Here is a 14629-nt window from a genome sequence, read left to right on the forward strand (position 1 = left end):
CCGGTGCCCGATCGTCCGCAAGGAGCCCTCATGCGCCCCACCCGTCGTTCCGTCCTCCTGACCACCGCCGTCGTCACCGCGCTGGCCGCCGGCCCGCTGGCCGCTCCCGCGTTGGCCGCGCCCGCGGCCCCGGCGTCCGCCCCGGTCGCGGCGGGCCCCGACACCGAGGCCCTCGCCGCCGCGATCGCCGGGCTCCCCGACCACGACGCCACCGCGGCGCTGCTGCGCGTCGGCGGCGACGGGACCTGGCGCGGGACGGCCGGGGTGCGCGACGTGCGGAGCGGGGCGCCGGCCCTGCCAGACGCGCGGTTCCGGGCCGGTTCGGTGACGAAGGTGGTGACCGCGTCGCTCGTGCTGCAGCTGGCCGCGGAGGGCCGCATCGACCTGGACGGCACCGTGCAGCATTACCTGCCGGGCCTGCTCGGCGAGGACTTCGCGCCGATCACCGTGCGGCAGTTGCTGAACTACACCAGCGGCCTGCGCCCGGGCGCGTCCCTCGGCGACACCGTGGAGGACGGTTACGCGCACCGCTTCGAGACGCTGACGCCCCGCCAGGTCGTGGCGTCCTCCGTCGCGCAGGGCCCGGCGTACCCGCCGGGTACGCAGCAGAGCTACGGCAACATCCACTACACCGTGCTCGGCATGCTGATCGAGAAGGTGACCGGCGACTCGTACGCGCACCAGGCCGCGGTGCGGATCTTCCGGCCGCTCGGCATGCGGCACAGCTCCTTCCCGGCCGGCGCGGACCCACGGATCCACGGGCCGCACAACCGGGGCTACGACTGGATCGACGGCAAGCTGGTCGACGTGACCGACTGGAACATGTCCGACCGCTGGGCGGCCGGCGATCTCATCTCGACCACCGCCGACCTGGAGCGGTTGCTGGTGGGGCTGTTCGAGGGCCGGGTGGTGCCCGAGCCGCAGCTGAAGGAGATGTTCACGCTGCCGGACGTGCCCGGGGCGCGGTACGGCGCGGCGCTGGAGCGGTTCGACGTCGACGGCAAGGTGATCTGGGGGAAGACGGGCAGCCGGCCGGGCTACGCGACGGTGATCGCCGCGACACCCAATCTGTCCCGCACCCTGGTCTACTCGGTCGAATCGACGGACGCGAAGGGCGACGGCCTCTCCGTCGCCCGTCGCTTCGCGTTCCCCGCCTTCAACCGCTGACACACGGAGAGCGGTGCGCCGGCCACTGCGACCATCGTCTTCGCGGCCTGCACCCGCGCCCGCGAGGAGCTGCGCCGTACGCCGGGTTCAGCCCGACACGGCGACGGCGGGCGGGGCGGTCGGCGCGCCGAGCGCCTCCAGCCGCTTGATCTTCTTGCGTACGACGTACAGCGGGACGATCCCGAAGACGCCGAAGGACATGTCGATCAGGCTCCACCAGAACGGGATCCCGCGGACCGGTCCGCACACCAGGGCGAGGGGGACGATGCCGGCGCAGGCGATCATCCCGAACTCGACCACCCAGATGTTGCGGACGGGGTCGCGGTACGGGCCGTAGAACGCGACCGCGATGACGAGGTGCGCGAAGGCCAGCCAGTCGGTGCCGTACAGGAGGAAGGGGTACGCGGTGTCGACGCTGTCCAGCCCCTGCCGCACCCGCGCGATCCAGTCAGTCAGCCCCGGCAGGTACTCGGGCACGGACAGCGCCCGCAACGCCCCCTCCGTCCAGCGCACTTCGTGCACCAGCGGGAAGGCGGTGGCCCCGCTCAGGACGAGGCACACGACGAAGAGGGCCAGCCAGACACGGATGCCCCTGAGCAGGGCGGCTCTTTCGTTCATGGACGGAGCCTACGCCTGGAATTGAACATGTTCAAAACTGCGTGACGGCACGTCATCATTGCGGGATTACCGGACATGTCGGTACATTCCCTCCACGCTTCGACTGGGTACCGGCGGACGGGGGCAGGGCATGGGCACGGACGGCCGCGCCGCGGTGACACCCGGGATCGCACGGCTGCACGCGGACCCCTCGCTCGCCGGGCCCGGACGGCTCGGGCTGGTGACCAACCACACCGGCGTCCTGCCCGACCTGCGCCCGGCCGCGCCCGCGCTGCTGGAGGCCGGCGCCCGGCTGGTCGCCCTGTTCGGGCCCGAGCACGGGCTGCACGGCACCGGCCAGGCCGGCGAGAGCGAGGACGCCCGGACCGATCCCGTCACCGGGCTGCCCGTCCACGACACCTACCGCCGCGACGGCGAGCGCCTCGACAAGCTGCTGAACGGCAGCGGGGTCGACGCCCTGGTGTACGACCTCCAGGACGTCGGGACGCGGTTCTACACCTACGTGTGGACCATGTTCGACCTGATGGTGTCGGCGGCCCGCACGGACGTGCGGTTCGTGGTCGCCGACCGGCCCAACCCCCTGGGCGGACTCGTCAGCGAGGGCCCGCTGCTCGACCCGGCGTGGGCCAGCTTCGTCGGACGGGCGCCGATCCCCGTCCGGCACGGCCTGACCTGCGGTGAACTCGCCCGGTGGCTCAACTCCCACGTCGTCCCCCAAGTCGCCGGGCGCGCGGCCGGACTGACCGTGGTCGAGACGACCGGCTGGCGGCGCGACACGACCGCGGAGGCCACCGGTCTGCCGTGGGTCGCGCCCTCGCCGAACATGCCGACACCCTCCACGGCCGCCGTCTACCCCGGCACCTGCCTGTTCGAGGGGACGAACCTGTCCGAGGGCCGGGGCACCACACAGCCCTTCGAGATCGTCGGGGCCCCCTACGTGGACGCCCGGTTCGCGCCCGCGCTCGCCGAACTGGCCCTGCCCGGTGTGCGCTTCCGTGAGCTGCGGTTCGTACCGGCCTTTCACCGGCACGCCGGCCGGCCGCTGCGCGGGGTCCAGCTCCACCTCACCGACCGCGCCGCCTTCTCCCCTGTACGCACCGCCGTCGCGATGCTCGCCACGCTGCGCCGGCTGTACCGGGACGACTTCGCCTGGCTGCGGCCCGCGGAGGCCGGCGAGCGGCACTTCATCGACCTGCTGTGGGGGTCCGACCGGCTGCGGCGCGCGATCGACGCGGGCGAGGACCCGCTGCCGCTGTGCGGCCCGCCGGCACCACCGGGCCGGTGGGCCGGCGACGACGCGCTGCTCTACCCCTGAGACCGGGAAGGACACCCCGTCGATGACCGCTCGCACGACATCCCGGGCCGGGATCCGTGGCTTCCGCGTGGGCGACGGCCCGCGGCTGGTGGAGGCGTGGCGCCGGAGCGCGCCGGCCGACCCCGTCACCGCGGACCGCTTCCGCTCCCTGGTGCTGCTCGACGCCAACTTCGACCCGGAGGGGCTGCGGGTCGCCGTCGACGGGGACCGAGTCGTCGGCGCCGCCTACGCGGTACGCCGGCTGACCCCGATGGCCGGCACCGACCTGGAGCCGGAGCAGGGCTGGATCCCGTTCTTCTTCGTGGACCCGGCCGCCCGCGGGCGCGGACTCGGCCGCCGGCTGCTGACCGAGGCCCTCGACTGGCTGCACGGCCACGGCCGCACCCGGGTGGACTTCTCCTCGTACACCCCGCACTACGTCCTGCCCGGCCTGGACGCCGAGGCGTACCCGGAGGCGGCCGGGCTCCTCGCCTCGCTGGGTTTCCGCACGCTGTACGAGGCGGCGGCGATGGACCGCTCCCTGGTCGGCTACCGCCTCCCCGACGACGCGGCGCGCCGCCTGGCGGAGCTGACGGCGAGCGGCCACCGGTTCGCCACCCCCACCGACGACGACCTCGTGGACCTCGTCGCGCTCGCCGGGGGCCACTTCGGCGCCGACTGGGCGCGGGCGATCCGGACGTGCCTGGCCGCGGGGACGCCGCTCGACCGGATCGTGGTCGTCCGGGACCCCTCGGGCCGGCTGGCCGGATGGGCGATGCACGGCGCGTACGAGTCGGCGGACGAGCGGTTCGGCCCGTTCGGCGTGCTGGAGGAGATGCGCGGCACCGGGCTCGGCAAGGTGCTGCTGCACCTGGTCCTGGAGCGGATGCGGGCGCGCGGCGCGCACTCCGCGTGGTTCCTGTGGACCGGCGAGCGCTCCCCCGCGGCCCACCTGTACCGCGCGGCCGGTTTCCGTACGACCCGGGTGTTCCGCGTGCTGCGCCGGGAGGCCGCCCGATGAGACCGTCCCACGGCGGCGGCCTGAGCCGTCGTCACCTCGCGCTGGCGCTGCCCTCCGCGCTGCTCGCCGCCGGGTGCGCCGCACCGCACCGGGGCACCGGGCGGCCCGGGGATCCGATCGTCCTCACCCTGCTCTCCCACTACGCGAGCGGGGAGCTGAAGGAGGCGCTGCGGGGCCCGGTCGACGAGTGGAACGCCACGCACGACCGGGTCAGGGTGGAGCCGGTCGCCGTCGAGTTCTCCGACCTGCTGACCACGTTCATGGTCCGGCAGGCCGCCGGGCAGGGCGCCGACATCCTCCACCCGTACTGCCTGTGGAACGGCCAGCTGGTGCGGGCCGGCGTCCTGCGGCCCGCACCGCCCGGGGCCGCCGCGGAGATCCGGCGCGGCTACGGCCCGGCGGCGGTCGGCGCGGTCTCGGTGGGCGGCCGGGTCTACGGCTATCCGACGGAGGTGCAGACGTACGCCCTGTACTACAACAAGCGGCTGCTGCGCGCGGCCGGCGTCGACGGCCCGCCGCGCACCTGGCGGGAACTGGAGGACACCGCGTACCGCACCACCCGCCGGGACCGGTACGGCAACACGCTGGTCCAGGGGTTCGGGCTGTCGACGTACGACGACTCCACCACCGTCGGGCAGACCCTCGCCCTGCTCAACGCGGCCGGCGGGACGTTCGTCTCCGAGGACGGCCGGGGCACCGCCATCGACTCGCCGGCCGGCCGGGCCGTGTTCGGTCTGGAGCACCGCCTGGTGGCCGAGGGGGCGAGCGATCCCGGCGTCAACGTCTACCGGGCGTTCGCGTCCGGGCAGGTCGCCATGGTGATCAGTGCCGGCTGGTGGTCGGGCAGCCTGAGGACGCTGATGGGCCGGGCCTACCGGGACGTCGGGGTCGCGCCGGTGCCGGTCCCCCGGGCCGGCGACCGGCCCGCCACGCTCTGCACCGGTTTCATGCTCGGGGTCAACACGGCCAGCCGGCACCCGCGCGAGGCCTGGGAGTTCCTGCGCTGGCTGAACACCGGGAAGGTGACGGTGAACGGTGTGACGGCGACCCGGATGAGCGCCCTGCAGGTGTCGGTCGGCTCGCTCACCGGCCGCGCCGACGACATGCGGGCCCTGCTGGGTGCGGGCGGCACCGGCCGGGACCCGAATCTGCGCCCGTTCCTGGACGCGCTCGGGTACGCGGTGCCGGAGCCGAACGTGCCGGGCGCGCAGCAGGCCAAGTCGGTGCTGCGCACGAACATCGAGGCGATGTGGACCGGTCAGCAGTCGGTCGACCAGGCCCTGCGCACCATCAGCCGCCAGGTCGACCAGGAGGTGTCGCGCTCGTGGTGAACATCCTGGCGCCGGAGCCGACCGGACGGACCGGGCAGGACGCGCGGCCCGCGGCCCCCGGCACCGGCGGCCGCGCCCGGCGCGGGCGCCGCCAGAGCGTCGTCGCCTACCTCTTCCTGGCACCGGCCCTGCTGTTCTTCGCGGTCTTCCTGGTCCTGCCGCTCGGCTTCGCGCTGCTGCTGTCGATGTCCCGCTGGACCGGTTTCGACCTCGGCGGCATCGAGCCGGTCGGCCCGGACAACTTCGCGGCCCTGTTCTCGGCCGGATCGACGTTCCTGGTGCCGGTCCTCACCAACACGCTGCTGTTCGCCCTCGGTACCGTGGCGCTCGCGCTCGCCGGCTCCCTGCTCGTGGCCACCTGCATCGAGCGGCTGCGGTTCCAGGGGCTGTGGCGCACGCTGTACTTCCTGCCGATCGTGACGACCGTCGTCGCCGTCGGCAACGTGTGGAAGTACATGTACGAGCCGGGCGGCCTGGTCAACGGCGTCCTGAACGCGCTCGGCGCGGGCTCGGTGGCGTTCCTCGCGGACCCCGGCACCGCGCTGCCCTCGGTCGTGGTCGTCCAGGCGTGGGCCTCGCTGGGCTCGGCGATCCTCGTCCTGACCGCCGGGCTGAAGGCCGTACCCGGGTCGTACCACGAGGCCGCCGCGCTCGACGGGGCCGGGCCCGTCACCGTCTTCCTCCGGATCACCCTGCCGCTGCTGCGGCCGTCCCTGCTGTTCGTGTGCGTCACCCAGTTCCTGACCGGCCTCCAGTCGTTCGCGCTGATCATCGTGATGACCAGGGGCGGCCCGGGCGACGCGACCGACGTGGCCGCGCTGGAGATGTACCGGCAGGCCTTCTCCTACGGCGACTGGGGCGCCGCGAGCGCCGCCGCCTTCGTGCTGTTCCTGGTGGTCCTCGCGGTCACCCTGGCCCAGTTGTGGATCTTCCGGCGCAAAGGGGAGGACGTATGACGCGCCGCCGTTTCCCGTGGCTGTCGTACCTGGTGGTCGTGGCCGGCGCGGTGCTCACCGTGGTGCCGTTCCTCGACATGGTGATGACGTCCTTCAAGGGGCCCGGTGAGGCCGGCACGCTGCCGTACCGGTTCCTGCCGAAGGCGTTCGACCTGTCCAACTACCGGGCGGCCGTCGACCAGCTGGACCTGCCGGTGCTCTTCCGCAACAGCGTGGTCGCCACCGCCGTGATCACCGGCTCGGTCCTGCTGACGTCGTCGCTGGCGGGCTACGCGCTGGCCAAACTCCGCTTCCCGGGCCGGGAGCTGGTCTTCCGGCTGGTCCTGGCCACGATGATGTTCCCGCCGTTCCTCTTCTTCGTCCCGCGCTTCCTGATCCTGGTGCACTGGCCGCTGGCGGGCGGCAACGACCTGCTCGGGCGCGGCGGCGCGGGGCTGACCGTCAGCGTCGTGGCGCTCGTCGTGCCGTTCCTCGTCAACGGGTTCGGGATCTTCCTGATGCGCCAGTTCATGGTGGCGATCCCGGACGAGGTCCTGGAGGCCGCGCGGATCGACGGGGCCGGGGAGTTCGCCCTGTGGTGGCGGATCGTGGTCCCGCAGACCAAGCCGGTCGTGGTGACGCTCGGCCTGCTGACCTTCGTCGACGCCTGGAACGAGTACATCTGGGCGCTGCTCGTCTCGACCGCTAACCCGGACGTGATGACGCTGCCGGTCGGCATCCAGCTCCTGCAGGACCACGTCGACCCGGCCCGCACCATGCCCGTCGTCATGGCCGGCCTCGTGCTGAGCATCCTGCCGGTGCTGCTGCTCTTCCTGCTGCTGCAGAAGCACTACATCCGGGGGGTCATGCTGAGCGGCCTCAAGTGAGGGTCACAGCCCCACGATCCGGTTCCAGCGCCGGGCGAACTCCACGCGTTCCGTGGACCTGATGTCCCGGGCGACGGCGAGGCGTTCGCGCAGGGAGCCGTCGGGGAAGATCAGCGGGTTGTCGGCGAGGGCCGCGGTGTCCCTGTCCCCGGCCGCGGCCAGGACCTCGCGGGCGGCCGGCACCGGGCAGACGTAGGTGACCCAGGCGGCCAGCTCGGCGGCGATCGCGGGGTCGTAGTAGAAGTCGATCAGGCGCTCGGCGTTGGCCTTGTGGGCGGCCCGGTTCGGGATCATCAGGGAGTCCGACCACAGTTCGGCGCCCTCCTCGGGGACGACGAAGCGGATGTCGGGGTTGTCGGCCTGGAGCTGGATGACGTCGCCCGAGTACGCCTGGCAGGCCAGGACGTCCCCGCTGACGAGGTCCTTGGTGTAGTCGTTGCCGGTGAAGCGGCGGATCTGGCCGCGGCGCACCTCGCGCTCCACCTGCTCGCAGATCCGGTGGAAGTCGTCCGGGGTCCAGCGGGTGATGTCCACGCCGTTGCCCTGCATGAGCAGCGCGAACGCCTCGTCCAAGCCGGCCAGCAGGGTCACCCGGCCCTTGAGGTCCGGTGCCCACAGGTCGGCGACGGCGCGTATCTCGCGGCCGAGCTTGCGGCGGTTGTAGGCGATGCCGGTGATGCCGGACTGCCACGGCACGGTGAAGCGGCGGCCCTTGTCGAAGGCGGGCGAGCGCAGCAGCGGGTCGAGGTGCCGGGCCACGTTCGGCTGGCGGGCACGGTCCATCTCCTGCACCCAGCCCAGGCGGACGTACCGGGCGCACATCCAGTCGCTGATGACGATGAGGTCGCGGCCGGTGGACTGGTGGTTCATCAGCGCGGGGCTGATCTTCCCGAAGAACTCGTCGTTGTCGTTGATCTCCTCGACGTAGTCGACGGAGATGCCGGTGCGCTTCTCGAAGGCCTCCAGCGTGGGCCGCCGGTTGGGATCGGCGTCGTCGGTGTCGATGTACAGCGGCCAGTTCGCCCAGGTCAGCTTCTTGTCGTCGGCGGACCGGTCGGCGACGGCCCGGTCGCCGGGCGCCACATAGGCGGCGGGCACCCCGCAGCCGGCCAGGGCACCGAGCGCGGCGGTGCCGCCGAGGGCGGCGAGGAGGGAACGGCGGGACAGCGTCGTCCGGGAGGATGTCTGGGGCACCCGGGAAGTGTGCCGTCCCGTCGCGTGCGGCGACAATCGACGCTGCGTCGAGCGCGTACGGGCCGGCCCGACACCTTGTCGACCTGCCGCCCGGAGGGCGGCCGGGCGACCAGCCGGCCCGGAGGGGGCGTGGGGAACCGGGTGACCGGTCCCCACGCGCCCCAGCCGGGCCGGGTACGGGCGGTCAGCCGTCCAGGGACGTCATCACGTGCTTGATCCGCGTGTAGTCCTCGAAGCCGTACGCCGACAGGTCCTTGCCGTAGCCGGACTTCTTGAAGCCGCCGTGGGGCATCTCGGCGACCAGCGGGATGTGGGTGTTGATCCACACGCAGCCGAAGTCGAGCTTCTTGGACATGCGCATCGCGCGGGAGTGGTCCTTGGTCCACACCGAGGACGCCAGGGCGTACTCGACGCCGTTGGCCCACTGGACGGCCTGGTCCTCGTCGGAGAAGGACTGGACGGTGATGACCGGGCCGAAGACCTCGTTCTGGACGATCTCGTCGTCCTGCTTGAGGCCGGAGACGACGGTCGGGGCGTAGAAGTAGCCCTTGTCGCCGACCTGGTGGCCGCCCGCCTCGACCTTGGCGTGGGCGGGCAGGCGGTCGATGAAGCCGGAGACCTGCTTGAGCTGGTTGGGGTTGTTCAGCGGGCCGAAGAGGACGTCCTCGTCGTCCGGCTGCCCGGTCTTCGTCTCGGCTGCGGCCTTGGCGAGCGCGGCCACGAACTCGTCGTGGATGGACTCCTGGACGAGGACGCGGGTCGCGGCCGTACAGTCCTGGCCGGCGTTGAAGAAGCCCGCCACCGAGATGTCCTCGACGGCCTTGGCGATGTCGGTGTCCTCGAAGACCACGACCGGGGCCTTGCCGCCCAACTCCAGGTGGACGCGCTTGATGTCCTTGGAGGCGGACTCGGCGACCGAGATGCCGGCCCGGACCGAGCCGGTGATGGAGGCCATCGCCGGGATCTCGTGCTCGACCATCAGGCGGCCGGTGTCACGGTCGCCGCACAGGACGTTGAAGACGCCCTTGGGCAGGATCGAGCCGACGATGTCGGCGATGAGGACGGTCGAGGCCGGGGTGGTGTCCGACGGCTTCAGGACGACCGTGTTGCCCGCGGCGATGGCCGGGGCGAACTTCCACACGGCCATCATCATCGGGTAGTTCCACGGGGCGACCTGGGCACAGACGCCGACCGGCTCGCGGCGGATGATCGAGGTCATCCCGTCCATGTACTCGCCGGCCGAGCGGCCCTCCAGCAGCCGGGCCGCGCCCGCGAAGAAGCGGATCTGGTCGACCATCGGCGGGATCTCCTCGGAGCGGGTGAGCCCGACCGGCTTGCCGGTGTTCTCCACCTCCGCCGCGATCAGCTCCTCGGCTCGCTCCTCGAAGGCGTCCGCGATCTTCAGGAGGGCCTTCTGCCGCTCGGCCGGCGTGGTGTCGCGCCAGCCCGGGAAGGCGCGGGCGGCGGCCTCCATCGCGGCGTCCACGTCCGCCTGCCCGGACAGCGGCGCGGTCGCGTACGCCTCGCCCGTCGCGGGGTTGACCACCTCGGTGGTCCGTCCGTCGGCGGCGTCCCGGAACTCACCGTCGATGTAGTTGCGCAGACGACGCAGCTCGGTGCTCACTGCCGGCCTCCTGATCTGGTTCTTTGCTGTCCAATCGGTGAGACACCCACCCTAGTCGCCGTACCCACGTTTTCAACACCCCCATCGCCGCCAGTTCTGCGAAATCCGCACGGTCAGGTCTCGTAAACAACGAATTTCATCGATCAGGCCTTGCGAAACTGTCGAGACGTCGTGCACAGTGTGGCCGTGGCCAGTCGAAGCGCAGACCAGAGGGACTCCTCCCGCGAGTCCAGGAACGGCGGCAGTCCCCAACTGGACGCCGTCTCCCTCGCCATCATCCAGCAGCTCCAGGAGGACGGCCGCCGGCCCTACGCCGCGATCGGCAAGGCCGTCGGCCTGTCCGAGGCGGCCGTGCGCCAGCGCGTGCAGAAGCTGCTGGACCAGGGCGTGATGCAGATCGTCGCCGTCACGGACCCGCTCACCGTGGGCTTCCGCCGGCAGGCGATGGTCGGGATCAACGTCGAGGGCGATGTCGAGTCGATCGCGGACGCGCTGACCGACATGTCGGAGGTCGAGTACGTGGTGATGACCGCGGGCTCGTTCGACATCCTCGCCGAGATCGTCTGCGAGGACGACGACCACCTGCTGGACGTCATCAACAAACGCATCCGCGCGCTGCCCGGAGTGCGCTCCACCGAAAGCTTCGTCTACCTGAAGCTGAAGAAGCAGACCTACATGTGGGGAACCCGATAACCGTGAGCCAGAAGGACCTCAGCAAGACCGCGTACGACCACCTGTGGATGCACTTCACCCGCATGTCCTCGTACGAGCACTCCCCCGTCCCGACCATCGTCCGGGGCGAGGGCACCTACATCTACGACGACAAGGGCAAGCGCTACCTGGACGGTCTCGCGGGTCTGTTCGTGGTCCAGGCCGGTCACGGCCGCACGGAACTCGCCGAGACCGCCTTCAAGCAGGCCCAGGAGCTGGCCTTCTTCCCGGTGTGGTCCTACGCCCACCCGAAGGCCGTCGAGCTGGCCGAGCGGCTCGCCGACCACGCCCCGGGCGACCTGAACAAGGTCTTCTTCACCACCGGCGGCGGCGAGGCCGTGGAGACCGCCTGGAAGCTCGCCAAGCAGTACTTCAAGCTCCAGGGCAAGCCGACCAAGTACAAGGTCATCTCCCGCGCGGTCGCCTACCACGGCACCCCGCAGGGCGCCCTGTCGATCACCGGCCTGCCGGCGCTCAAGGCCCCCTTCGAGCCGCTGGTGCCGGGCGCGCACAAGGTCCCGAACACCAACATCTACCGCGCCCCGATCCACGGCGACGACCCGGAGGCCTTCGGCCGCTGGGCAGCCGACCAGATCGAGCAGCAGATCCTCTTCGAGGGCCCGGAGACCGTCGCCGCGGTCTTCCTGGAGCCGGTGCAGAACGCCGGCGGCTGCTTCCCGCCGCCCCCCGGCTACTTCCAGCGGGTGCGCGAGATCTGCGACCAGTACGACGTCCTGCTCGTGTCGGACGAGGTCATCTGCGCCTTCGGCCGCCTCGGCACGATGTTCGCCTGCGACAAGTTCGGCTACGTCCCGGACATGATCACCTGCGCCAAGGGCATGACCTCGGGCTACTCCCCGATCGGCGCGTGCATCGTCTCCGACCGGATCGCCGAGCCGTTCTACAAGGGCGACAACACCTTCCTGCACGGCTACACCTTCGGCGGCCACCCCGTGTCGGCCGCGGTGGGCCTCGCCAACCTCGACCTGTTCGAGCGGGAGAACCTCACCCAGCACGTCCTGGACAACGAGGGCGCGTTCCTGTCGACCCTGCAGAAGCTGCACGACCTGCCGATCGTCGGCGACGTCCGCGGCAACGGCTTCTTCTACGGCATCGAGCTGGTGAAGGACAAGAGCACCAAGGAGTCCTTCAACGACGAGGAGACCGAGCGCGTCCTGTACGGCTTCCTCTCCAAGGCGCTGTTCGACAACGGCCTGTACTGCCGTGCCGACGACCGCGGCGACCCGGTGATCCAGCTCGCCCCGCCGCTGATCTCCAACCAGGAGACCTTCGACGAGATCGAGCAGATCCTGCGGGCCACCCTCACGGAGGCGTGGACGAAGCTCTGACCATCCGACGGGATGACCCACCCGGCCCCGGCGCCCTCCGTTCGAGTGAGAACGGCGGCCCGGGGCCGTGTGCTGTCCGGCCTCCCCCGGGCGGCTGCCTAGCGTTCCAGTGACCGATCGGCCCAGCTCTCGTTCCCCCGGACGGGGGAACGGACCCAGGGAAAACGGATCAGAACCGAGGTGTACGCCATGGAGGCCCCGCCGGACAACGACGTGCTCTGGGCACGCTCCCTGCACTTCACGCACCGCGACGGCTCCCCCGGGCTCACCGGGATCTCGCTCGGTGTACGGGACGGCGAGATCCTCGCCGTCGGCGGCCCGCGCGGCAGCGGCAAGACCACGCTGCTGCGCTGCCTGTCCGGGCTGGTGCCGGTGCGCTCCGGCGAGGTCTGGTTCAACAGCTCCCCCGTGCACACGCTCGGCCCGGCGGCCCGCGAGCGGCTGCGCCGGGACCGCTTCGGCTGGATCGACCCCGAACCGGTCCTGATCCCCGAGCTGAACGTCTGGGAGAACGCCGCGCTCCCGCTGATGCTGCGCGGCGTCGGCCGCCGCCGGGCCAAGGTGGCCGCGCTGGAGTGGCTGGAGCGCCTGGACGTCGGCGACCGGGCCCGCAGCCGCCCGCACGCGCTCCAGCACGCCGAACGCCAGCGGGTGGCCATCGCCCGGGCGCTCGCCCCGGGGCCCTCGGTGCTGTTCGCCGACGAGCCCACCGCCCCGCTGCACCGCGCGGACCGCGCGCACGTCCTGCGCACGCTCACCGCGGCGGCCCGCTCGCACGGCATCACGGTCGTCCTCGCCACGCACGACCCCGACACCGCCGCCCTCGCCGACCGCACGGTGCACCTGCTGGACGGGCGGCGCGTGCACACCGTGCACCTGCCGGACAGCCCCGACACGGAAGGCCGGGCCGCGTGCTCGCTCTCCGTCTGACCCGCGCCGGCCGGCCCGCCGTCCAACTGCGCCGCCTGCTGGTGGCCGGGGCCTCGGCGGGCACCGGCTTCCTCCTGCTGTGCTGCCTCGGCCACGCCCTCCACCGCCCCGAGGCCGCGGACGCCGCCGCGCTGCGGCTGGCCTGGTGCGTGCTGCCGCTCGCCGCGACGGTGTACCTCGCGGTCGCGGTGGCCCGCACCGATCCCGGCACCCGGCCGCGCCCCGGGCTGTCCGCGGTGGGCCTGGGCCCGGCCCGCCTCATGGCCTTCTCCGCCCTGACGACGGCCCTGTCCACCGCCCTGGGCTCGATGCTCGCCCTGCTGGTCTTCCTGCACCTGCGCGGCGACCTCACGGGCCTGCCGTTCGACGGCGCGGCAGCAGGCTCCCTGGCCGCCGACCGCCCCCTGCCCGTCCCGGCCACCCTGACCCTGCTCGCCCTCCTCCCCACCACGGCCACGGTCACGGTGGCCCTGAACCTCCGCCCGAAGGACCCCAAGCACCCCACGACCCGGCAGCCGTCCGGGGCGCAGGGAGTATTCGGGACACGCTTCGGCCGCGGGCCGGGGGGCGGGGGTGGCTCACGGGGCGCGGGCGCGGGCTCGGACGGCCCGCTCGGTGCGGGTACGGGTGTCGGGCGCGGGCCGGCCGGGCGCCCGGGTGGCTCGCCGAGCGGGAGCGCCGGTGCGGGTGGTGGAGGGGGCGCGGGCGGCTCGCTGGACGCGGGTGGCGGTGGCGGAGTGGCCACGGGTGCGGGTGGCTCGCCGAGCGGGAGCGCCGGTGCGGGTGGCTCGCTGGACGCGGGTGCCGGTGGCGGTGGCGGTGGCGGAGTGGCCACGAGTGCGGGTGGCTCGCCGAGCGGGAGCGCCGGTGCGGGCGGCTCGCTGGACGCGGGCGATCCCTCTCCCGGGGGCGGCGCACGGCCCCTGCGCGACCCGCAGTCCGCGAGCGACGCCGTGGCCCAGGCCGACCCGCACCCCACGGGCGGCGCGCGGGCGGCTGGCGATCCGCGTCTCGCGAGCGACGCACAGGCGACGGGCGGCCCACATCCCGCCAACGGCGCACCGGTCGCGCAGGAACCGCAACCCCCCAGCGACGCACCAGCCGCAGGCGACCCGCACCCCGCGCGCGGTCGTGCCGTCCCGGCGATGGGGTTGCCCGTGCGGGCGCGGAGCCGGGCGTGGGGCCGGGTCGACGGGGACGGCGGCATCGGGGCGTCCGGCGCCGAGACTTCCACCCCGGGCAACGCGACCAGCACCGAGCGCACCGCCGCGGGCAACGCGACCAACACCGAGCCCACCACCCCGGACAACCCGGCCGGCACCGAGACCTCCGCCCCAGGCACCGGAGCGGGCACCGAGACCTCCGCCCCGGACGTCGTGGACGCGCCCGCTTTCGCGACCCCCGCCGACCTGCCGTGGGGGGTCGCGCTCGTCGCCGGCGGGCTGGCCGTGCATGCCTACACCGGGCGTTCCGCGCCCGTGCCCGCGCCCTCCCTCGCCGTACTCCTCGGCTGGCTGCTCACCGCCGCCGGGATCGTGCTGGCCTCCCCCGGCCTGACCCACCTGTGC

Annotated in this window: 12 protein-coding genes and 1 pseudogene; 10 read left to right on the forward strand and 3 right to left on the reverse strand. The window is 72.7% G+C overall.

Going from position 1 to position 14629, the window contains the following annotated elements; all coding sequences use genetic code 11:
* Positions 1-30: 30 nt before the first annotated feature.
* Positions 31-1167, forward strand: coding sequence for a serine hydrolase domain-containing protein (locus ACZ3ZD_RS17840; RefSeq protein ID WP_467398044.1), 1137 nt, complete (start codon positions 31-33; stop codon positions 1165-1167).
* Positions 1168-1254: 87 nt separating this feature from the next.
* Here the strand turns inward: ACZ3ZD_RS17840 and ACZ3ZD_RS17845 are convergent, their stop codons facing one another.
* Positions 1255-1785 carry a hypothetical protein gene (locus ACZ3ZD_RS17845; protein ID WP_467398047.1) on the reverse strand — a complete coding sequence of 177 codons (531 nt, stop codon included), beginning with the start codon at positions 1783-1785 and terminating at the stop codon, positions 1255-1257.
* Between the two features lie 130 nt (positions 1786-1915).
* On the opposite strand from ACZ3ZD_RS17845, the gene ACZ3ZD_RS17850 reads away from it, so the two are divergent.
* Genes ACZ3ZD_RS17850 through ACZ3ZD_RS17870 form a run of 5 tightly spaced genes read left to right on the forward strand, consistent with a single transcriptional unit; the run spans position 1916 to position 7253 of the window.
* Complete coding sequence (locus ACZ3ZD_RS17850) at positions 1916-3100, forward strand: exo-beta-N-acetylmuramidase NamZ family protein (RefSeq protein ID WP_467398050.1); 1185 nt, start codon at positions 1916-1918, stop codon at positions 3098-3100.
* Positions 3101-3122: 22 nt separating this feature from the next.
* Positions 3123-4100, forward strand: a complete 978-nt coding sequence (locus ACZ3ZD_RS17855; RefSeq protein ID WP_467398053.1) for a GNAT family N-acetyltransferase — start codon at positions 3123-3125, stop codon at positions 4098-4100.
* Positions 4097-5431: an ABC transporter substrate-binding protein gene (locus ACZ3ZD_RS17860; protein WP_467398055.1), complete on the forward strand. Its 1335-nt coding sequence runs from the start codon at positions 4097-4099 to the stop codon at positions 5429-5431. The genes ACZ3ZD_RS17855 and ACZ3ZD_RS17860 overlap by 4 nt, the downstream gene beginning before the upstream one ends.
* On the forward strand, positions 5425-6387 hold the full coding sequence (locus tag ACZ3ZD_RS17865; protein WP_467398058.1) for a carbohydrate ABC transporter permease: 963 nt from the start codon (positions 5425-5427) through the stop codon (positions 6385-6387). The genes ACZ3ZD_RS17860 and ACZ3ZD_RS17865 overlap by 7 nt, the downstream gene beginning before the upstream one ends.
* Positions 6384-7253: a carbohydrate ABC transporter permease gene (locus ACZ3ZD_RS17870; protein ID WP_467398060.1), complete on the forward strand. Its 870-nt coding sequence runs from the start codon at positions 6384-6386 to the stop codon at positions 7251-7253. The genes ACZ3ZD_RS17865 and ACZ3ZD_RS17870 overlap by 4 nt, the downstream gene beginning before the upstream one ends.
* A gap of 3 nt (positions 7254-7256) precedes the next feature.
* Here the strand turns inward: ACZ3ZD_RS17870 and ACZ3ZD_RS17875 are convergent, their stop codons facing one another.
* A complete protein-coding gene (locus tag ACZ3ZD_RS17875) occupies positions 7257-8447 on the reverse strand; it encodes an ABC transporter substrate-binding protein (RefSeq protein ID WP_467398062.1) in 1191 nt (396 codons plus the stop codon).
* A 184-nt stretch (positions 8448-8631) separates the two neighbouring features.
* Complete coding sequence (locus tag ACZ3ZD_RS17880) at positions 8632-10071, reverse strand: gamma-aminobutyraldehyde dehydrogenase (protein ID WP_467398064.1); 1440 nt, start codon at positions 10069-10071, stop codon at positions 8632-8634.
* 171 nt (positions 10072-10242) lie between these two features.
* On the opposite strand from ACZ3ZD_RS17880, the gene ACZ3ZD_RS17885 reads away from it, so the two are divergent.
* The 4 genes and pseudogenes from ACZ3ZD_RS17885 to ACZ3ZD_RS17900 all read left to right on the forward strand — a co-directional run.
* Positions 10243-10764 carry an Lrp/AsnC family transcriptional regulator gene (locus tag ACZ3ZD_RS17885; RefSeq protein ID WP_467398067.1) on the forward strand — a complete coding sequence of 174 codons (522 nt, stop codon included), beginning with the start codon at positions 10243-10245 and terminating at the stop codon, positions 10762-10764.
* A 2-nt stretch (positions 10765-10766) separates the two neighbouring features.
* Positions 10767-12131 carry an aspartate aminotransferase family protein gene (locus ACZ3ZD_RS17890; protein ID WP_467398069.1) on the forward strand — a complete coding sequence of 455 codons (1365 nt, stop codon included), beginning with the start codon at positions 10767-10769 and terminating at the stop codon, positions 12129-12131.
* A 189-nt stretch (positions 12132-12320) separates the two neighbouring features.
* Positions 12321-13061 (forward strand): ABC transporter ATP-binding protein, encoded by a 741-nt coding sequence (locus ACZ3ZD_RS17895; protein ID WP_467398071.1) that lies wholly within the window; start codon positions 12321-12323, stop codon positions 13059-13061.
* Positions 13043-13753 (forward strand): annotated as a pseudogene (locus tag ACZ3ZD_RS17900) (hypothetical protein); the annotation flags it as partial. The gene ACZ3ZD_RS17895 and the pseudogene ACZ3ZD_RS17900, both read left to right, overlap by 19 nt.
* Positions 13754-14629 lie beyond the last annotated feature (876 nt).

The sequence above is a fragment of the Streptomyces sp. NPDC023481 genome (assembly GCF_055560195.1).

Excerpts from the sequence above, each read along its gene's own strand:
- ACZ3ZD_RS17840 (WP_467398044.1), top strand. The coding sequence starts at position 31 with ATGCGCCCCACCCGTCGTTCCGTCCTCCTGACCACCGCCGTCGTCACC.
- ACZ3ZD_RS17845 (WP_467398047.1), bottom strand. The coding sequence starts at position 1,785 with ATGAACGAAAGAGCCGCCCTGCTCAGGGGCATCCGTGTCTGGCTGGCC.
- ACZ3ZD_RS17850 (WP_467398050.1), top strand. The coding sequence starts at position 1,916 with ATGGGCACGGACGGCCGCGCCGCGGTGACACCCGGGATCGCACGGCTG.
- ACZ3ZD_RS17855 (WP_467398053.1), top strand. The coding sequence starts at position 3,123 with ATGACCGCTCGCACGACATCCCGGGCCGGGATCCGTGGCTTCCGCGTG.
- ACZ3ZD_RS17860 (WP_467398055.1), top strand. The coding sequence starts at position 4,097 with ATGAGACCGTCCCACGGCGGCGGCCTGAGCCGTCGTCACCTCGCGCTG.
- ACZ3ZD_RS17870 (WP_467398060.1), top strand. The coding sequence starts at position 6,384 with ATGACGCGCCGCCGTTTCCCGTGGCTGTCGTACCTGGTGGTCGTGGCC.
- ACZ3ZD_RS17895 (WP_467398071.1), top strand. The coding sequence starts at position 12,321 with ATGGAGGCCCCGCCGGACAACGACGTGCTCTGGGCACGCTCCCTGCAC.